Origin of the sequence: Tychonema sp. LEGE 07196, assembly GCF_963890365.1 — a bacterium.
Taxonomy (GTDB): Bacteria; Cyanobacteriota; Cyanobacteriia; order Cyanobacteriales; family Microcoleaceae; genus Microcoleus.
The window spans coordinates 75,333-93,858 of record NZ_CAWPRX010000029.1 but is presented as its reverse complement, the minus strand read 5'-3'; the positions used below and the strand labels follow the sequence as shown (position 1 = coordinate 93,858).

General features: G+C 46.1%; 13 protein-coding genes. 5 read left to right on the top strand and 8 right to left on the bottom strand.

The window, feature by feature from the left end; genetic code table 11:
- Window positions 1-77: 77 nt before the first annotated feature.
- The 5 genes from AACV78_RS04185 to AACV78_RS04165 form a co-directional block, all read right to left on the bottom strand.
- Entirely contained in the window at window positions 78-1,250 is a 1,173-nt protein-coding gene (locus tag AACV78_RS04185) for a citrate synthase (RefSeq protein WP_194008203.1), read from the bottom strand.
- 249 nt (window positions 1,251-1,499) lie between these two features.
- On the bottom strand, window positions 1,500-1,994 hold the full coding sequence (gene sixA, locus AACV78_RS04180) for a phosphohistidine phosphatase SixA (RefSeq protein ID WP_194008204.1): 495 nt from the start codon (window positions 1,992-1,994) through the stop codon (window positions 1,500-1,502).
- A gap of 89 nt (window positions 1,995-2,083) precedes the next feature.
- Window positions 2,084-5,692, bottom strand: coding sequence for a diguanylate cyclase domain-containing protein (locus AACV78_RS04175; RefSeq protein WP_194008205.1), 3,609 nt, complete (start codon window positions 5,690-5,692; stop codon window positions 2,084-2,086).
- A 1,131-nt stretch (window positions 5,693-6,823) separates the two neighbouring features.
- Window positions 6,824-8,098, bottom strand: a complete 1,275-nt coding sequence (locus tag AACV78_RS04170) for a DHH family phosphoesterase (RefSeq protein ID WP_194008206.1) — start codon at window positions 8,096-8,098, stop codon at window positions 6,824-6,826.
- Window positions 8,099-8,686: 588 nt separating this feature from the next.
- Window positions 8,687-9,184 carry an HNH endonuclease gene (locus tag AACV78_RS04165; RefSeq protein ID WP_194008207.1) on the bottom strand — a complete coding sequence of 166 codons (498 nt, stop codon included), beginning with the start codon at window positions 9,182-9,184 and terminating at the stop codon, window positions 8,687-8,689.
- A gap of 367 nt (window positions 9,185-9,551) precedes the next feature.
- Here AACV78_RS04165 and AACV78_RS04160 point away from each other — a divergent pair, with 367 nt between their 5' ends.
- Entirely contained in the window at window positions 9,552-10,016 is a 465-nt protein-coding gene (locus AACV78_RS04160; RefSeq protein WP_194008208.1) for a COP23 domain-containing protein, read from the top strand.
- Between the two features lie 290 nt (window positions 10,017-10,306).
- On the opposite strand, the gene AACV78_RS04155 is transcribed toward AACV78_RS04160, so the two are convergent.
- Window positions 10,307-13,075 (bottom strand): AAA-like domain-containing protein, encoded by a 2,769-nt coding sequence (locus AACV78_RS04155; protein ID WP_194008209.1) that lies wholly within the window; start codon window positions 13,073-13,075, stop codon window positions 10,307-10,309.
- Window positions 13,076-13,211: 136 nt separating this feature from the next.
- Here AACV78_RS04155 and AACV78_RS04150 point away from each other — a divergent pair, with 136 nt between their 5' ends.
- Entirely contained in the window at window positions 13,212-14,021 is an 810-nt protein-coding gene (locus tag AACV78_RS04150) for a 5-formyltetrahydrofolate cyclo-ligase (protein ID WP_194008210.1), read from the top strand.
- Between the two features lie 48 nt (window positions 14,022-14,069).
- Complete coding sequence (locus AACV78_RS04145) at window positions 14,070-14,588, top strand: O-acetyl-ADP-ribose deacetylase (protein ID WP_194008211.1); 519 nt, start codon at window positions 14,070-14,072, stop codon at window positions 14,586-14,588.
- 155 nt (window positions 14,589-14,743) lie between these two features.
- Here AACV78_RS04145 and AACV78_RS04140 read toward each other — a convergent pair whose 3' ends face one another.
- Entirely contained in the window at window positions 14,744-15,343 is a 600-nt protein-coding gene (locus AACV78_RS04140; RefSeq protein ID WP_194008212.1) for a Uma2 family endonuclease, read from the bottom strand.
- 357 nt (window positions 15,344-15,700) lie between these two features.
- Window positions 15,701-17,560, bottom strand: coding sequence for an AAA-like domain-containing protein (locus AACV78_RS04135; protein ID WP_194008213.1), 1,860 nt, complete (start codon window positions 17,558-17,560; stop codon window positions 15,701-15,703).
- 364 nt (window positions 17,561-17,924) lie between these two features.
- On the opposite strand from AACV78_RS04135, the gene AACV78_RS04130 reads away from it, so the two are divergent.
- Together AACV78_RS04130 and AACV78_RS04125 are read left to right on the top strand one after the other, a co-directional pair.
- Window positions 17,925-18,098, top strand: coding sequence for a hypothetical protein (locus AACV78_RS04130; protein WP_194008214.1), 174 nt, complete (start codon window positions 17,925-17,927; stop codon window positions 18,096-18,098).
- A 31-nt stretch (window positions 18,099-18,129) separates the two neighbouring features.
- Window positions 18,130-18,510, top strand: a complete 381-nt coding sequence (locus AACV78_RS04125) for a hypothetical protein (protein ID WP_194008215.1) — start codon at window positions 18,130-18,132, stop codon at window positions 18,508-18,510.
- Window positions 18,511-18,526 lie beyond the last annotated feature (16 nt).

The following is an 18,526-nucleotide window of genomic DNA, read 5'->3' as shown; positions in this document are numbered from 1 at the left end:
AATTGCTTCCTAATTCGCAGGGCGAAAGCAATTTTTTATTCAAAACTTCAAGCATGAAAAACAAGTCCGATCGCCATTTATCGGTCTGGATCGATCGCTATGCTTGAGGATGCGGGCCTGTCCCCGATCGCAATATAAGGTTCGCCGTGAGTCCCTGTATAGATTTGAGTAGGCCGGTAAATGCGATTTGCTTCTAGCTGTTCCTTCCAGTGGGCCAGCCAGCCGGCAACGCGGGCGATCGCAAAAACAGGCGTAAATAAGTCGGTCGGAATTTCCATTTTCCGATAAACCAGACCCGAATAGAAATCTACATTTGCGTAAATTCCTTTATGACTCATTTTTTCCTCAACCACTGCTTCCAACTCGATAGCAATGTCGTAATAATCGTCATGTCCAAAATTTTCAAACAACTTTTCGGCTAACCCTTGAAGAATAGTTGCTCTGGGATCTTTCACCTTGTAAACTCGGTGGCCGAAGCCCATGATTTTTTCCTTATTTTCAATGCACTTCTCGACAAAAGGCCGCACGTTTTCTATCGAACCAATTTGGTGCAACATATCAATCACTTCTTCATTTGCTCCTCCGTGCAGCGGCCCGGCCAAAGTGCCAACTGCTGAAGCAATCACCCCGTAAGGGTCTGTTAGTGTCGAAGCTGTTACCATTGCCGAAAATGTAGAAGCATTGATTGTATGTTCGGCGTGGAGAGTCAGACAAGCATCAAAAATATTAGCCAACAGCGGATCTGGTTCTCGCTCGTTGAGCATATAAAGAAAGTTAGCTGAGTAGTTTAAGTCGTCCCTCGGCAACAGCGGGTCATTACCCCGCCGCATTTGCTGGAACGCCGCCACCATTGTGGGAATTTTGGCTAGCAGCCGCACTACAGCTTCTCGAATGTATGCTGGGTTAGCCAGAGCTCGGCGCGAGTAGAATAAGCCCAAGGCCGCTGCTGAAGCTTGCAGCGCGTCCATTGGATGTCCTCTTTCGGGAAAGCATTTCATCATATCTCGGATGCGATATTTGATCCGGCGGTGATAGCGAATTTCATGCTCGAAAGCTTCTAGTTCTTCCTGTGTCGGAAGTACGCCCCAGATTAATAAATATGCAGTTTCCACAAAGGAACTTTTGAGAGCTAGTTCCTCAATGCTAATCCCGCGATATTCTAGCACCCCTTTTTGTCCATCTACATAACTAATACTGGACAAGGTGGCGGGAACACCTTCTAAACCTGGTTTGAATTCGCCGACGACCATTGCGATACCGTATTGTGTGAGTTGAATCTAATCAAATTACATTACCAGAAAGCAAGATAGTGTCACCGTCTTGACAAATAATCATTTACTCGCTACTGAGGCGCAAGGATGCTCAGAAACGAGATTTTTCCATAGAGTTTGCGATCGCACCGTTAGATATTTTATCTCCTCACGCCCGGTTGCGGAGTCGGAGAATGCCGGTCAAAGAGGGCTGGCGCGCCCTGTGATTGTGGGGCAGATTCGCTGTTTCTAGCAAAGCAAAAACTTGGGCCCTGTGAGCCAGAACATTTGGCTGCGGCCGACTGGGGAGCCTGTTTCGGGGAGGATTAAGCCGATGATACCTGCTTTTTTGAGGATCAGGGCATCTTGCGATCGCCCCCAAAGCAAAGTTTCTGCCCAATTGCCCAAATCTGGTTGGTGCCCCACCAAGACTAAGCTGCGGCTGCCGCTTTCCTGCCACTGCTTGTACCACCTCAGCCAGTCCCCGATGTCTCCTGAAGGTGCGAGGGCGGCGGATTCTTCTATTTGGGAACTCAGGCCCGCTGACAGCAGAATTTGGGCGGTTTGCGTGGCGCGCAGTAGAGGACTGGTGAGAATCAGATCGAACTGAATTTCGAGATCGTACAGTCGCTGGGCGATTTTGTGGGTTTTACGATCGCCCTGTTTAGTCAGGGGCCTTTCCGAGTCTGTATCGTATTCTTCGGGTTCCGCTGCGATGCCGTGACGGACTAGGTAGAGATGCACTGTGGCTGTCCTTGTGATAATTGTGCGATGGCTACGCCCCGGCTTACACGCACTTAGGGATGAGGTTTGGCGCGATCGACATATTTTACCTATTCTACAACTGGATTGACATCTGGCACTGTTATCTGGTATGCGCCACAGGCGTAGCGATCGCGCCCTTGTCGTTTCGCATCGTACAATGCTCGATCGGCTGTGGCGATCAATTCATCCGGCGATTCGCCACAGCAGGGAACTATGCTGGCAATTCCCATACTCACAGTCACGATCGCACTCACATCAGATTGCTCGTGAGGGATGGCCAAATCTCCGATCGCATCTCGCATCGACTCAGCAACTGCGATCGCCCCTGCAGCATCCGTATTTGGCAGAATAGCAGCAAATTCTTCGCCCCCATAGCGCACAAACAAATCCGTCGAACGTTTAACCGCAGCCGCCGCAGCTTTCGCCACTTTCACCAAACAAACATCCCCAGCTTGATGTCCGTAGCAATCGTTGTATCGCTTAAAATAATCCACATCCAACATAATCAATGACAACTGTTGTTTGCCCTCCATCAGTCGGTGCCATTCCGACTCCAATCGCTCATCAAAACAGCGGCGGTTTGCTACTTGGGTTAACCCATCTGTCATAGCCATTAATCTTTCTTGTTCCGCCCGGTTTTTGAGAATCTCCTCGGCCTCCTGGCGTTCTGTAATATCAGCGAAAGTGGTCACTACTCCATAGGGTTGAGATTGATTGAGATGGAACAGCGGTTGAGAATTAATCGAAATCCAAGTCAGGGTTTGATCGGATTTGTGAATGCCCATCACCACATTCGATCGCGCTTCTCCCGTGCGTAGGGTGATCGTTGCCGGATGCTGTTCCCCCGGAAGCGGTTCGCCATCCTCCCCAACGGTGCGCCAGTCTAAATCTATGGATGTACGCCCCATCATTTGGTCTGCTGTGAGCCCCATAATCCTTTCAGCACTAGCATTACAGGCAGTAATTTGTCCGTCTGCTAGCTGAAGTACGACACCTTCGGTCATGGTAGTAATCACAGAACGATACCGTTCCTCGCTTTCCTGCAATTGACTCAGGAGACTGTTTTTAGCATCAAACTCCGAAGCCAGATGCAGGCTCCCGGCCATAAACCCCGCCATTAGTTGTAAAGTTTGGATATCTGACTCTGTAAAGGCAGAGGGTATAGCTGAAACGACTTTTAAGACGCCAACCCGATCGTCCTGATAGAACAAGGGAACAACCACCATTGACCGGAGACCAATGCGCTGACACGCAGCCAGATCCACCCGTGCATCGGTTTCTGAATCCTCGCAAATCATGATTTGGCCGGTCGCAATACATTTTCCCGATAAACTTGTCCCTACTTTGAGCCGTAATCCAAGATAGCTGGTGGCGATACCGCTGGCTGCCCGATACACCATTTCATCCCCTTCCACGATTTCAATCACTGCTCCATCGGCGCGGGTCAAATCTTGAGTCCTCTCTGCAATCACCGCCATTACTGCATCGAGATTGGGATTGCGGATGGCGATTTCCTGTTGAGTGGCAATCACCACAGCCTGACGCTCGAACTCTTGTTGCAATGCTGCTTCTGCTTGTTTGCGATCGGTGATATCCTTCATAAAACAGTAATGCCCGATCGGTCGATCGCGATCGTCGCAGGCTGTCACCATGACCACCTGCTTGTAAAAGAGCGAGCCATCTTTCCTAATACCCCTAGCCTCAGCTTCCACTCGGCCTCCGGCTAGCATTTTTTGATAAGCCACTAGCATCCTTTCGATATCTTCTGGAACAACCGTTTTCTGCCAATTCATACCAACCATTTCTTCAGGCTGATAACCCACTATATTGGCGTAGGCTTGATTGACACTGATATACCTTCCGTGTTCATCCAGTCGCGAGATGCCTTCCACGGCATTAGCAAGGGCTGTACTCATTTCTCTGAGTTCTGTTTCGGCCAATACCAGATCCGTAATGTCTTGGGATGTGCCAAACAACCGAATGACTTGTCCCTCTGCATTTAGTTGGACTTGTCCCCTGCCTTCGATATAGCGGATCGAACCATTGACGCCCAAGACTCTGAGCCGCAATCGATAGGGTTCTCCGTGACTGAGGGATCGTAGAACTACCTGGTGTAGCTGTTCGGCACTTTCGGGATGGTAAAGCTGCAGGTTTTCTTCATAGGTAGGTTCGCCCAGGGCCCTGTTGCGTCCCACAATCTCGAATAGTTGGGGAGACCAGGTAATTTTACCCGTAATTACGTCCCATTCCCAGTTACCGATGTGGGCAACCCGCTGGGCTTCTGACAACCGGGCTTCACTCTGTTGCAGGGCTGTTTCCGTCTGCTGGCGGTCGGTAATGTCCTTTTCGTTCACGAGCAACATCGGGTTGCCTGTTACCGGGTCGTTGCTACATCGCACGTCCATCTCGTGCCACCGAATTCCCGCCAGAGTAATCACTTGAGTCTCAGCATTAAAGACCTTACCGGACTTGAGAATTGCCATTGCTCGCTCTCCTACCCGAGCGTCAACAAAGCGGCTCACAAAAGCATTGTCTGTCTTTCCATAACAGCGCAAGGCCGCCGGGTTTTGCAGCAGCAGCACGCCTTCTAGGCTGTACAGGGAAACCATCAGCGTGGTGTGGCGGAGTGCTTCGATCGATCGCAGGGTTTCCGGCTCAATTCGATCGACGGTTTCGATCGTACCCTGCACCAGCATTGCCAAACGCCCGCCGTCAATCCTGATGCCAGAGCACCGACAGCCGACAGAAACAGGCTCACCGGCCGGGTAAAACGTCCACCGCTCGGACAAGGTTTGGCCTTGCTCAAACTGCTGCAGATAGCTCTGCAAGCGAATCCGAGTAGACTCCGACACATCGCTAAAGTTGCGGCTCGTGAGTTCTTGCCGCGTCGCAGCATTCCACAGGTACAAGGATGCTTGGTTTGCCCACCACATTTGCCAATGCTCAATATCAAATATCCAGATCGGGTATTGCAACAAGTCAAAGGCGTTGATGTTGACAATATCCCTGCTCAGGGAACTGGCACTGTCTGGTTCCAGGCTATTTTGATGGTTGACTTTTTCTATATTGGTGGCAGTTTGATCCGGTGCTGTTTCGAGTTGTGGCGGTTGATTTGGCAGCACCGGGTGGTGAGATTCCAGTTGCCGCATCCTCAAGCTGAGCTGCACTGCAACGTGTTGCAGGATCTGAATGTCGAGAGGTTCCCACTGACGCGGACTTCGGCATTGATGAGCAATCAACAGTCCCCACAGCTTCGGAGATTGCTGCTGTTTGCCATCTAGCAAAATTGGTACAACTAAATTTGCCTGCACTTGGAGGCGATCGAGCAATTCGACATGACAAGCTGGAATCTGACCGCTGTTAATATCAGCAATGCTGCTGGTTTGTCCCTGGCTGTAAAGCTTTAGCCAGGTTGTTTCAAAGCAAGGGTCATCAATCAGTTGTCCCAGGATGGGCGGCCACTCGCCACCAACGGATTCAGCCAATACTGCACTATCTCCATGCGGTAGGAAGCGATAAATAATTACGCGATCGGTTTGCAGCAGCACCCTAGTTTCTGCTACCGCACATTGCAAAATGCTCTCCCGATCCCCCAACTCGTTGATTTGAATTATAATTTCTGAAAGTTTTTCTAGAATTTTCTCTAACGACCAAGAGAAAATCTGTTTTGTTGACATCTCCGTGTTCCTTTTTTTTAGCTGTTTATTACTATTCTACCCCGAAACAAATAAATATAATATTTTTTAAAATCTTCGCAATCTGTTGTTGTTATCAAAACACAATACTTGACTTATCTTAAAAAAATGACACCAATACAAATCTTGGTTCTTTGAATTGAGTAAATTATCTAAACTTTTCTAGATTTATTTTGCTTTTTTGCGGCGTTTATTTTCTAATTGCGATCGCAAATTTTCTGCGCCAAATATAACTAATTATGATTAATTTAGCGAATTTGTCAGCAAATTGAAAAAAGTCAACCCTGTAAAAGTGTTATAATTGAAGAATCATGTCGTGAATTTTAGTAAGCTAGAACCCACTAAATTTTCTCAACTCATGGTTGTTCACGAAAATACTTTGTTGCATCCTTTGACAATAGTTAAAATACCCGGTTTGTTTGGTGTGTATTTTTGGGAAATGGGATAAAATTTATGGCGCAATACGGTTCACTTAACATATTTATGCCCCGGAGATCCCCCTAAATCCCCCTTAAGAAGGGGGACGCAAGAGGGGATTCTTGTTCCCCCCTTTTTAAGGGGGGTTAGGGGGGATCGTCTTAAGTAAACCGTATTGATCTATGGCGTTGCTTAATCAGGGTATGAAAAAAATCAGTTGAAAATCCTCAAGCTTTGTCGATACTGGTTTCTATGACTGCCATATTTAGCATTTCATCTCAAATCCGGTAGTATCGTAATTATGAGTGCGATCGTCCAAATAGATTATTCCGATGCTACCGTCCATGAGATCCTATCAAATCCTATCTTCATCGGAATAGTAAATTCACTGTTAACAGTTAACAGTTAACATCATGAGGAGCGCAACCGGAATTGAGATCGTACCGTAAATCAGCAACGCCGATATAGCTTCGTTCAAACTGACAGAGGTGTGCTGGATTTGATTTCCAACCCTCAATAAGAGTGAAAAAACCCGGTTGAGGAGAGTTGAAATGGGGGGAGGACTGACGATTAAGTTGAGAGTTTGCGCTTCGGTAGAAAAAAATATGGCAAAACCTGGTAGCAACCGGAGGTCGAACCCCGCATCGCATTCCCAGGCTATTGCTGGAATCAAGACCGCGCCTAGAAACTCCAAAGTTAATGATCGTAAATCGGATTCTCTTTAGGACTAACTAAATCTAGCAAATTTTGCTTGATCTGAGCATCAAATACTTCCCATTTCATCCTTGCGTAATCGCTATCCTCATTTCCGCCAGAAAGAAATCCCACCGGAATTTCAAAGCCTCCAGCTTGACTTCTACCACCGCCAAAAAAGCGTCCTTCAGCATTTTTTCCGAAGGCTTCTTTAATAAATTCGTCGGGATCGAGAGTCAGTTTATTCGTTCGCAGCGAGCCAATTACTACTTCAATTTCTTCGTCTTTGTCGTGAACTATTGCATAGACAACGGCTGTGTGCACGTTCTCTTCTGTCATTAAAAAGTCTGCTGCTTGGGGAATAGAATCCCGATCGTCATAGCGGAGGTAGCCGATGCCGGCGATCGAAAAATTGTTCTGGACGATGCGGTGTTTGAGCGATCGCTCGATCGCGTCCATCACCCATTTAGAACGAGACGACTGCAACACCGCATTCAACAACTGCGAGTCATAAAAACGGCTCAAATAGGCAGCAGCTAAAAACTCTTCCTCCTGAGCTTGTCTGAGGGCATTCGTATCCGATCGCAAACCGTGCATCAAAGCCGTAGCGCACTTGACGTGCTGGCTGATACTGCTGTCAAAAGCTAACATTCCCGCCTGCAAATACTCCGTAAAAATCGTGGCTGTAGCGCGGATTTCCGGGCGCAAATCCGTAAATTCTGCGTTCATTTCCCCCTGCAAACTGTGGTGGTCTATAACTGCTGCGATCGGAATACCCGCCCCTAAAATAAACTCAGTTAAGTTACAAGTAGTGCCTTGGTTATCGATAAAAACGCACCCCTTATAAGCCGATAAATTCTTAGTTTTTGCCGTTTCCAACGTCCACCGCTGCAACGGCAACCCTGTTAATTTGACTAAGGCAATATTTTCTTGGTGGCTGAGAGTGCCGGCGTAGAGAATCTCGCATTGGATATCGTATTTTTCGGCGATTAATTTGTAAGTCCAAGCACTTGAAAGCGCGTCGGGGTCTGGAAAATCTTGCAGCAAAATTAACTGGCGACTGCCTTTGTTGCGATCGAACATTTGGCGCAATTGCTCGACTTTACGAGCGTGCAATTCCTCGCGGAGACTGGCGCGATTTTCTTCGGAAGCAACTTCAGCTTTGCTGCGCCGTTTCTGGGGCTCATTCGCTGCGGGTACAGCCTCGCCGATGGGGTCAACCTCACCTTCGCAGTTGCTAGATGTTTCATCTGAATTAGTAGGCGGGCGGTCTTTCATTGTTAAAGTTTAACCATTTAATTAATTTAGGACTTACGGAGGAGCGGCCAAAAACCGGGTTTTTGGAGAAAATTCTCTTGGAAAAAAGTATGCACTATAGTCCATAGATTGGGAGCATTTCAGTTTTGCATTATAGTGCCAGCGTCCCCGCTCGCGTATTGTACAACTCGCGAGCTCTTGATGTGCTCGCACTATAAGAAAAAAAATGCTTTTTGCAAAACTGAGATGCTCCCCATAGATGAGGCAAAAACGCGGTTTCTTTGATAGGAGTTAAGCAAAAAAACCCGGTTTCTCAGAAAAATTGTCGATCGAGCCGAGAGATACTTGATGCAAAAACCAAGTTTTTGACACCGCGTGCGTCCCGGACTGTAATTCTCTCAGAACTTGCGCGCCAAAAGCCCTTAAATCCGGTTTTTTGTAGGTGCTTCGTTATCAAAGCCAATATTTCTGATGAAAAACCCGATTTAAAAGCGTAAGTTCTCTATTATTTAACTTTTAACTTTAAACGATCGGGCGCGCGCGCTCAAGGCGCATCCCTACAACTCAAAACTTCTGCAAAAAACCCCCGCGCTTTCGCTGACAGGGGTGTTAAAGGCCAATTACATATTTTTGCCATTCTTTGTGCATACCACTCTTAACTTGTTTCGTCACTTCAAAATAAAGACCGCTGTGAGGTTTCCTCGGTGGGTAGCGCAGCAGCATTCCCGATTCTTTCGGGGTGCGACTGCCTTTATTCACGTTGCAGCGCATACAAGCCGTGACGAGGTTTTCCCAACTGTCGCCTCCTCCGCGCGATCGAGGAATCACATGATCCAGCGTCAAACCGTCTCCGGTATAACCGCAGTATTGACAAGAGTGCGCGTCCCGGTGCAAGATGTTCCGGCGGGTAAGCGGAATTTCCTTATAGGGAACTCGGACGTAATGCCTCAGTCGGATCACAGTTGGTAGCGGGAAGTTTGGCGCAATAAATTTCCCGTTATGTTCTACCTGTTCTGCTTTTCCTTTCAACAACAAAATTACCGCCCTTCGCCAATTGGTGATGTTGAGCGGTTCGTAGGATGCGTTGAGCACTAGAACATTGCCCATTGTTGATTATTAAAGAGAATATTTTTACTGATGCTAACACAGGTTGCAGATTAGGGGGGGGCGAGAGCGATCGGGGCAAGGCTTAACAAAAAACGGTGAAAAACCGCACCTTTACCCTATAGCTTCGCACCTGCGCCCTTTGTGGCTGCACTTATTTTTTGCCCTCGATGTCTGTCGGCGAGCATTTTTCGGTAAATTTTGACCCTGATGACACCAGTATGGGCGATCCTCTCCGAGGGCTTCGCTAACGGGCAAACTTTGCAGAATAATTTTTATTTTTTTCCCTAAATGCCTAATCTTCCCGGCAAGAAGCAGTCTAATTTTTTAGAGTATTAGTAACCATAAATGAAAAAGCTTATTACCGCCCATGAAATTTCGGCTTTTAAAGTCAGCTTTTAGCGCGTCAATTATTGCCCTGGCAGTTCCGATGTTAGGAAACTGTCCAGCCTTTGCCCAAACCCCCTCATTTTTCTGCGGCGCTGCAGGCGGGCGCCCGGCCACAATTGCTGTGCAACAAGGCAAAAATATTCCCGTTATTCTGTGGGTAGCCGATAACTATTTCAATGAATCAGGAGAAGACGCAATTACTCGCTGCACCAGAGTCTCGGGAATTCTCAACAATTCGCAACCCCAAGGAAACTGGGACAATCTTGTCACAGCAGGTGCATCTCCTAGCGGTCAACTAATTATTTGTGCAGCTAATCCTCAAGACGGTTCCTGTAGATTATTATATCAAGTGCCAAAAGGGCAAAATTCCGAACAAGCCCGGCAAGAACTTTTACGAAGAGTTAAAAATCCGAATGTAAGTGTTTCGCCTGTTAAGGTAAATTGATAGTCATTAGTCATTAGTTGTTGGTTATTGGTTATTGGTTATTGGTTATTGGTTATTGGTTATTGGCTACGAATTTCCAATTTCCAATTCTCAATTTCCAATAACAAATAACAACTAACAGCTAACAGCTAACAGCTAACAGTCATTAGTCATTAGTCATTAGTCATTAGTCATTAGCTCGTTACCAGGCTCTGCCTGGTAATGCAGGTGCGGAGGCTCTGCCTCCTTAGTAATATGGGTTCGTAGTGCCTTATTTATTACGATATATCGACATTGCCGTATCTGTATTCTTAATAATTTGATTGCTTGCAGATAGTTGAAACCCTTCTGAAATACTCCGGTTTACTACCAAGAAAATTGCAACTTTGCTTCAGCAATTCTGCCAACCCTTCAACCTGCCTCAGCCAGACAGTTCCATTGCTTCCAGCTACAGCAATTTGCTTGCCGTCTCGACTCCAACCAACACTAACAACATTCTCCTCAAACTCAAATTGAGCAACCTGTCGCCCCGCTAAATTCCACAGCCGCACCGTCTTGTCAATTCCCACAGTAGCCAGCCTTTCTCCGTCTGGACTAAAACTGATTGATTTAGCATCAAAATGCAAGGTTTGAAATTCATTCATTAATTCTTTTTCTGACAAATTCCACAGCCCGACTTTGCCGTTAAATGTTACTGTAGCAAAGCGATACTGCTGTTGAGCCGGACTGAAGCTGATACCAATTGCCTGCACCGGCAGTATTTTTTCCAGTTGTCCTGACAAATTCCAAATTCGCACTGTAGATTTGCCGTCTAAAGTCGTGACAAAATCTCCTTTAGGGCTAAAATTTACGCTTCTGACTAAGCCGTTATGACCGGGAAGTTTGACAATGGACGATCTTACTTTAGGCTGTTTTGATAACGGCAAAATTGCTGCATTGCTGTCGATTCCTGCCGCAGATAAAAACTTTGAATTGGGACTAAAACTGATGCTGGTAACTGAGCCTTTAATTGCTTGAAAACTCGAAATATTTTTACCTGATAAGTTCCAAAATTTAACTGTGCCGTCCTTTCCTGCCGTTGCTAAAAACTTGCCATCCGGGCTAAAGCTTACCATATTAACTGACTGCTGCAAAGCTTTCCATTCAGCAATTTTAGACCCAGAAAAGTTCCAAATCCGAACTTTATCGTCTATACCTGCGGTTGCTAAAATTTGTCTGTCAGGGCTAAAACTGACGCTGGTAACTGCACCTGCATGAGCTTGCCACTTCACCAAGTGCGGAAGTGATGATGCTTTTATCTGCTGTTTTTTGCTGATTTTATCGAGAATTATTTGTAATGCTAGCAGCGGTCTTGTGGCTGGATATTGTTCTAAATTTGGTTTATTATTAACCAGGGTTTTTAATTTTTCTCCAGAGGCGATCGCCCTGAGTAAAGCTTCTGATAAAGCTTGGCTGTTATCTGTCTTTTGAGATACCGCTAATAGCAAAGCATCGCTGCCGTTTTGTTCGATTTCAATACTGGCTTGTGCGAGTTTGAAGCGCTGGTAAGCGAGAGTTGAAAAGCCGATCGCCCCAACTAACGAGGCTGCGAGTACCGCGGAACCGATGCCGATCCACTGTTGCGCTTTGTGCTTGGCTGCATCAGCTTCTATCAAAGCTGTTTCGGCATCGCGCGCAGCTTTTTTGGTTTCTAGTGTAGCTGCAAGCAGCAGTTGATTTTGGTCGCTCAAAATCATTTTTTGGCTGGCTGTCAAAAACTGGAAATCTTCGTTTCTCAAACTTTTATCTGCCGCCCAAACTAATGCTGACTGCAAATTATCACCGCGCAACAGTTGGGAATTATCCTCGCAGTTTGAATTCAGCCAGACTTTGATAGCTTCGGAATAAGGCGATAGTTTTTCTAACTTTTGGGCGATTAATTTTTTGTTAAATACAGCTTGATAAATTGGATTAGAAATTGTTAATTTTCCCCGGCGCTTGACGATTAATCCGGTTAAGCGCAATTCCATTTGTTCGGCACTGCGATCGGGAACAATGTCAACTTGCTGCAAAATTTGCTGGTACAATCCGAGTCTTCTGATAATGCGTTGGTTTTCTTTGAAAAGCCGATCGCGAATTGTGGACAAATGTTCGGGTACATCCTGAGATTCCCAATTATCCACGATTTTCAAGCGCACCACTTCCTCAACCCAAGCTTGAGGATTTTGAATGCGATCTTGCTCTCCCCCTTGACAAGGGGTGTGAATCAAATCTTGCTCCCCCCCTTGGCAAGGGGGGGCTGGGGGGGGTGCATTTTCAAACAGAAGTTTGCACAGCTTTTGAGTGAGGAAAGGTTGCCCGCCCGTCCAATACAATACTTCTCTCAAAACTTCCCCAGATTTGTCTGTAAGCTCTGCTAACCCCGCTGCTAGCGGTTGCGCTTCTGTTTCGTCAAAACCCGTTAGTTCGATCGCCCTACCGATATTAAAAGGCGTGCTGCTGCTGAGATTTTTGTCGCGGCACAAATCCGCTGGCGATGCTACGCCCAACAGAGCCCACGTCAGGCGATCGAACTCTGGATTGTTGGCGCGCTTGTTGTAGCACGATCGAATTAACGCCAAAAAATCATCGGCGGGAAAATCCAAGGCGAGAATGCTGTCGATTTCGTCAATAAAAATGACAATATTGCTGGAAATGTTGGCTAAAAGTACAGTTTCGATGAATTCGCTCAATCTTTGAACCGGACTTAAAAAATTGCGATCGCGCCACCAAGTCCGCACGTTAACAACATCCGACAGGTTAAAGTTATTTTCCAGAATGCGGAGCAACCCAGCATACCACTGTTCGGGAGTCACGCTGCGGTTGCCAATTTCCGAAATGTCGATCGCAGCACAAGCAATTCCTTCATCTCTCAGCCGCTGAATTGTCCGCACTTGCAAGCTAGATTTTCCCATTTGTCGCGAATTCAAAACATAGCAAAATTCCCCCGCTTTCAATCCGTTGTAGAAGTCGTCATCTGCTTGGCGCTTGACGTAATTGGGAGCGTTAGTGCCGAGACTGCCGCCAACTTGATAGTAACTGGGCTTTGTGGTAAAATCCATAAAATAACAAGATTACGGCTTCGATTATTCGGCGGTTGAAACCGCTGCTTGTCAAACAAAGTCCGCCGGCGCAGACTGAAGAAATGAGGCGGTATTAAAGTTTAATTTTGTATAACATATTGTACCACAAAACAGCATGAAAACTGATTGGATTGGATATCACCAGAACAAAGACATATTAAGAACTGAAATTTGGTCTTTGCTGAAGCAGCAAGCCGCATCTATTGGCGATTGCTTTGGTCATATTCCCAACTTTGTCGGTGCTGACAGAGCGGCAGAAAAATTAGCAACTTTACCAATTTGGCAACAAGCAAAAACGATTAAGTGCAATCCAGATTCGGCACAAATTCCGGTGCGAATGCGCGCTTTGCAAGATGGAAAACGCCTGTATGTGGCAGTACCGCGATTGACAGACGATCGCTGTTTTGTTGAGTTGAATGCTGCGGATTTGCAGAGACAAAATGTATCTATTGCCGAAAGTGCGTTAGCGTTAGCGAAGCGATCCGAAGGAAAGCCCGCCCCTACGGGGGCTGCGCCAACGAAGAGGATCGCCCGCAAAGCACTTGCTTGCGGCAAATTGGTAAGTTTTGCAGAAATGGAACCAATTGATTTAGTAATAGTCGGCTGTGTAGCGGCGGGGCGCAGCGGTGGAAGAACCGGAAAAGGTGCAGGATTTGCCGATTTAGAATTGGCGATGTTGACAGAATTCGGGTTAGTACAAATCGATACGCCAATTGTAACAACAGTGCATCCTTTACAAATTGTGGCAGATTCGCGCTTGCCAATGCAGCCTCACGATTGGCCGCTGGATTGGATTGTTACTGCTGGTGAGGTAATTGAAACTAATACAAGTTATCCGCGTCCGACTGGGTTAAATTGGGATAGTTTGCGATCGGAACAGTTGGCACAAATTCCGATTTTGCGAAAGTTGAGAGAGCAAGACTAGATCGCGAGTTTCTGTGCTAAAATTGTCTAAATTTTACTATGGTAGAAGATGAAAGTTATTTTGGGCGACATCACAAAACTCGAAGTTGATGCGATCGTGAATGCTGCAAATAGCAGCTTACTGGGTGGTGGTGGAGTAGATGGAGCAATACACAGAGCAGCAGGATCGGAACTTTTTGATGAATGCCGATTACTTGGAGGATGTAAGACTGGAGATGCTAAACTAACTAAGGGATATAAATTGCCTGCACGCTTCGTCATTCACGCAGTAGGGCCAGTATGGCGGAAGGGTAATGATGGAGAACCGGAACTCTTAGCCGAGTGTTACCGTAAGTGTATGCAAATTGCCGCAGAACGAGAGTTTGAGAGTTTGGCATTTCCTTGCATTAGCACCGGCATTTACAGCTTTCCTAAAGCTCTAGCAAGTGAGATTGCAGTGAAGGTATGCTCGGAATATATACAAAATAATGGTGGTTCTCCAAAAGTAATTTTTTGCTGTTTCGATCGAGAAAATTATGAAATCTATGAGAGGATTCTATCTAAATACAACCCTAAAAAACCTCTCTAAAACTTCATCTAACGCACCCTACAAGTTTAGGATCGATCTCAAATCCGTTGCTATCGGAATTATTCATCTGTCTCTCTTCTCTGACTCTGCGCCCTCTGCGGCCTCTGCGGTTCAATCATTCAAAAACAACCGCAAACAATATTACTCATTTTATCTTAAGGCAAAAGAGAATTTACAGCGATCGCCCCAATTTCTATTCCTTCAATAATAATCGGTATAACAGCCGATCGCCCAAAATCCAACCTTTGACTGTAATCTGGCTGCTCAACTTCAACAAGAGGTTGAGAGTACACCTCAACCAGTCCTTCCACAAGATTCACAATCCAATAAATTGCAATTCCAGCGCGGGCATAAATCCGTTTTTTTACAGTTCGATCGCGCTGAAGCGTCGTATCTGATACTTCAACAATCAGGGCAATATCTTCAGCCCCCGGATGCCGATCGAGATATTGTCGCGTATTCCCTCGGACAACCACTATATCAGGTTCGGGTTCGCTGTTGGATAGCGCGATCGGTTCTTGGGAATCGACATACCAACCAGGGGGTAAAATATTCTCTAAAGCTGTTCTGACAAGACGAGTTGTGACTCGATGCAGTGGATTTTTGGGCCTTTTGAAAACCAGCCAACCTTCCAGCAATTCTACAGAGTCATCATCCGTGAGAATGCCAGCTTGAATTATCGCATGATACTGCTCGATGCTCAAGCGCAAAATCAGATCGTTCGGAATTGCTGCAACACTTTCGACGGGCGGCATAACTGTATGGGCGAGTTGATTATTGTCTTATTTTACCGTTTTTTTAACGAACCGCGTTGGCGCTTTAGGCGAAGCCGCGCGTCAGCGCTAGGACGCGAAGTAAGAAAGAAGAAGAAGAAGAAGATAATTTCATAATACATCTACTTTGTCGTCAACACGCGCCATGCAATGAAAGCTGTAAAAGCTAGATAACCAAACACGGTTATCCAATCCAGCCAATTATCGGATGTTATCAAAAAAATATCGTTCACGGGCTGTTCACCTGATTATTATTTAGTCCGCGCAGGCGGACTTTGTTTGACAAGGAGCGGTTTCAACCGCCGATTTCGATCGGATATTTTTAACCCAGATTTAATATTACCCGATCGCGCTTAAGTGCGATCGAAAATATTGGCGGTACAGTTCATTCCTCGGCACGCACTCGTTACCCTGCAACTTCACCAACCCCAAACTGTCCAATTTAAACGCCTGCATCGACTTTAATTGAACAGGAATGTCCGCCGCTGCAATCTCTCTCATTCCCTCCGCTAACTCTGGATATTCTTCCAAATTCCACAATTGGCGGCGCAAATGGTCGCTATAAATTCCCGCATCGCTGGTAGCAGTTTCTTGTAATTCATCAAGGGTCAAATCCGATCGCGAAATGTGATATAATGCAACTCGCACTAAATACGGATGACCGCCGATTATTGCTGTCAGTTGCTCAACTTCTGCATCCGACCAATTTAAATTGTGACGCGCGGCTAAATCTTGGATTTGCTGCGGGTTGAATTCCGGTAAATCTACGGGCAGTCCCACGTTGAAAGGCGATTGATTGATGTTCATCGGAATGTAAACTTCGGTGGAGTGAACTACAATTAATCGCAGTTTTTTCCAGATGTCGCGCCGTTTTGATTCTTCGTGCCACGCCCGCAGCAATCCTAAAAAGTCTTCGGCAATATCTGGATATTGGAAAACGCGATCGATCTCGTCTAATCCTAAAATTAAAGGACTGTCGATTTGCGGCAAAATATATTTTTCAAAGTAATCTTTGCAGTTGACTTTGCTCCCAAAAATCTCGTCCCAATAATCGTCTAATTGATTTGCTAAGTGCAACTCGCGCCCAACGTAGGCGCAAAACCATTTTAAAAATTGATCTAAATCGGCGAATACTGCTTTATCTACTAACTGAAAAGTTAGCGGGACAGTGCAATAACCTTGAAGGCTTCCGTGATGCAAAATTCTTGCCATCAAAGAAGTTTTTCCCATTTGTCTGGGTGCTTTGATTCTAATTAACGCGCTGGGCTGTACAATAGTTTGATAGCAGCGTTCTTCGATGGGCTGGCGTTCTACATAAAATTGAGAGGCGACATCGACTTGTCCTCCCGGTAATTCCGGTTCGGCAACTGGTTGGGGTATTTCGTCGCTGCTAATTTCTAATACTTGGTTTTGCGTTAAATCTTCCAGTTTTTCTGGGACTGGTGCGGGAGTTTCTGCTAGCAAGTTTAGCACTTCTTCGATAATAATTGGTGTGTCGGCGGTGGTTTTCCATTCCCTTTGTTTGATGCGGTACAGATAGCCCCGCAAGTCGTGGTTGAGAGGCGCGTTTAGCGGGAAACCGACGCGGATTGGGAGAATTATCGGTTTTTTGTCAGGGCGCGAATCTTGCAGTTCTTTTGCTTGCTGCACTTGATATGTTAGTATTTCGCTTTGGCTGACTGTTGGTGGCAGTAGCAACACCAAGTAATCGCATTCTTTGAGGAAGAAGTTAATGCGATCGAACCAATTATCTCCCAATCTAATGTTATTGTCGGCTGTGAAAACTGTATGACCGATCGCACTTAATGCCGTTTCCAACTGTTTTCCCAACTCGCGATCGGGTTCGGCGCTGCGATAGCTGATAAATACTTTAACACTGCTGGCGGTTTCCCCCGCAGCAGCTAAATTGTCCGACTCGCCGGCACCTTCGGCATCGTCTAGTTTAGCCGATCGGTGGTCGTCATTCGTCAGAGTCAGATCGAAAGCGGCGAACAACTGACGAATTTTACTTAAATCCGCACCTTCTCTACCCTGCTTAATTTTGCTGACTGTATCGATACCGACGCCAGATTCAGCCTCGATTTCCGTCAGGGTACCTCTAATGTTAAGTCGGTCAGACCATTCTTGGAGCGTTTCGTTAAGTTTTTTTAAGCCGGACACTGTGAGAATGCGGCCGCGAGATCGTTTTGACTTGAGCACTTCGCTTGCACTGAAAAGGGAACGAATTTAAAAAGTTTAAGGTCTTAAGTTCCTATTTTAGCCGATTTTGAGCCAGATAGTCAGTTAGCCGGAATTTAAGGAATTTTACTGCGGGAAGTTTTTTGGGCGATCGATTCTTCAAACTCTATCCTGATAACGGCTTCAACCTTTGAATGTATTTGAAAATCAGAAACTTTTCTTAACTCCCCAATCTCCCCCGCCCGGAATCACTGAATTTTTTAGAGTAGATACATCAAAACCCCAGGGTGCCGCAGAAACAAACTGTCTGATTCGCGTCAAATATCTTCTGTGACACACCCTACACTAGCAGAATCGATCCGTCAGGCCAAAAAGGAGCATCAAAATGACTAAAATCTTACACAGACTGGCAATGGCAGCTTTAGGAACCGCTGCAATTTTCACAATTAATACACTTAATAATTTAACAGAAGTATCCGCCGCTGGTAAATTCGACCAACCAGAAGTTCATCAAAACAACGTTTTTCCACTTGCTGTTCCCCCTCTGTTCCACAAATAAAAACATTCATTAATTTAATTAAGGAGAAATTATGAAGTCTACACTTTGTTCGCCGCAATCTACCGCTACACAATCTAATTTGGTTGATGCTGAGGCGATCGACGCCTGCACTGCCTTAGCGTGGATTGAATTGATAGCGTTAGATGACAGCACTCTCACCGGGGATGATTGGCTGGTTCTGTGCGATGATATAGATAGCGGGGAAATCTATCGCGGCTGGTTTCTGTGGCACGATCGCGAAGTTAGCGGTAATTGGGAAGCTTACGATCATTTGAGCGATCGCCGCAAGGTTGCTAAAGGCAAAGTTTTTCTCAAAGCTGCGATCGACTCGATCGAAAATGCTAGAAACCAATCGATTTTAGATTTGGTAATTGCCGAAACCGCAGATCGACGCAGATCGAGGCTTTCTTAACGCAGATAATTTCTCG

Coding starts and splice junctions, on each gene's coding strand:
- AACV78_RS04175 (WP_194008205.1), bottom strand. CDS start 5,692: ATGTCAACAAAACAGATTTTCTCTTGGTCGTTAGAGAAAATTCTAGAA.
- AACV78_RS04155 (WP_194008209.1), bottom strand. CDS start 13,075: ATGGATTTTACCACAAAGCCCAGTTACTATCAAGTTGGCGGCAGTCTC.
- AACV78_RS04125 (WP_194008215.1), top strand. CDS start 18,130: ATGAAGTCTACACTTTGTTCGCCGCAATCTACCGCTACACAATCTAAT.
- AACV78_RS04185 (WP_194008203.1), bottom strand. CDS start 1,250: ATGGTCGTCGGCGAATTCAAACCAGGTTTAGAAGGTGTTCCCGCCACC.
- AACV78_RS04165 (WP_194008207.1), bottom strand. CDS start 9,184: ATGGGCAATGTTCTAGTGCTCAACGCATCCTACGAACCGCTCAACATC.
- AACV78_RS04145 (WP_194008211.1), top strand. CDS start 14,070: ATGAAAGTTATTTTGGGCGACATCACAAAACTCGAAGTTGATGCGATC.
- AACV78_RS04150 (WP_194008210.1), top strand. CDS start 13,212: ATGAAAACTGATTGGATTGGATATCACCAGAACAAAGACATATTAAGA.
- AACV78_RS04130 (WP_194008214.1), top strand. CDS start 17,925: ATGACTAAAATCTTACACAGACTGGCAATGGCAGCTTTAGGAACCGCT.
- AACV78_RS04160 (WP_194008208.1), top strand. CDS start 9,552: ATGAAATTTCGGCTTTTAAAGTCAGCTTTTAGCGCGTCAATTATTGCC.
- AACV78_RS04140 (WP_194008212.1), bottom strand. CDS start 15,343: ATGCCGCCCGTCGAAAGTGTTGCAGCAATTCCGAACGATCTGATTTTG.
- AACV78_RS04170 (WP_194008206.1), bottom strand. CDS start 8,098: ATGAAAGACCGCCCGCCTACTAATTCAGATGAAACATCTAGCAACTGC.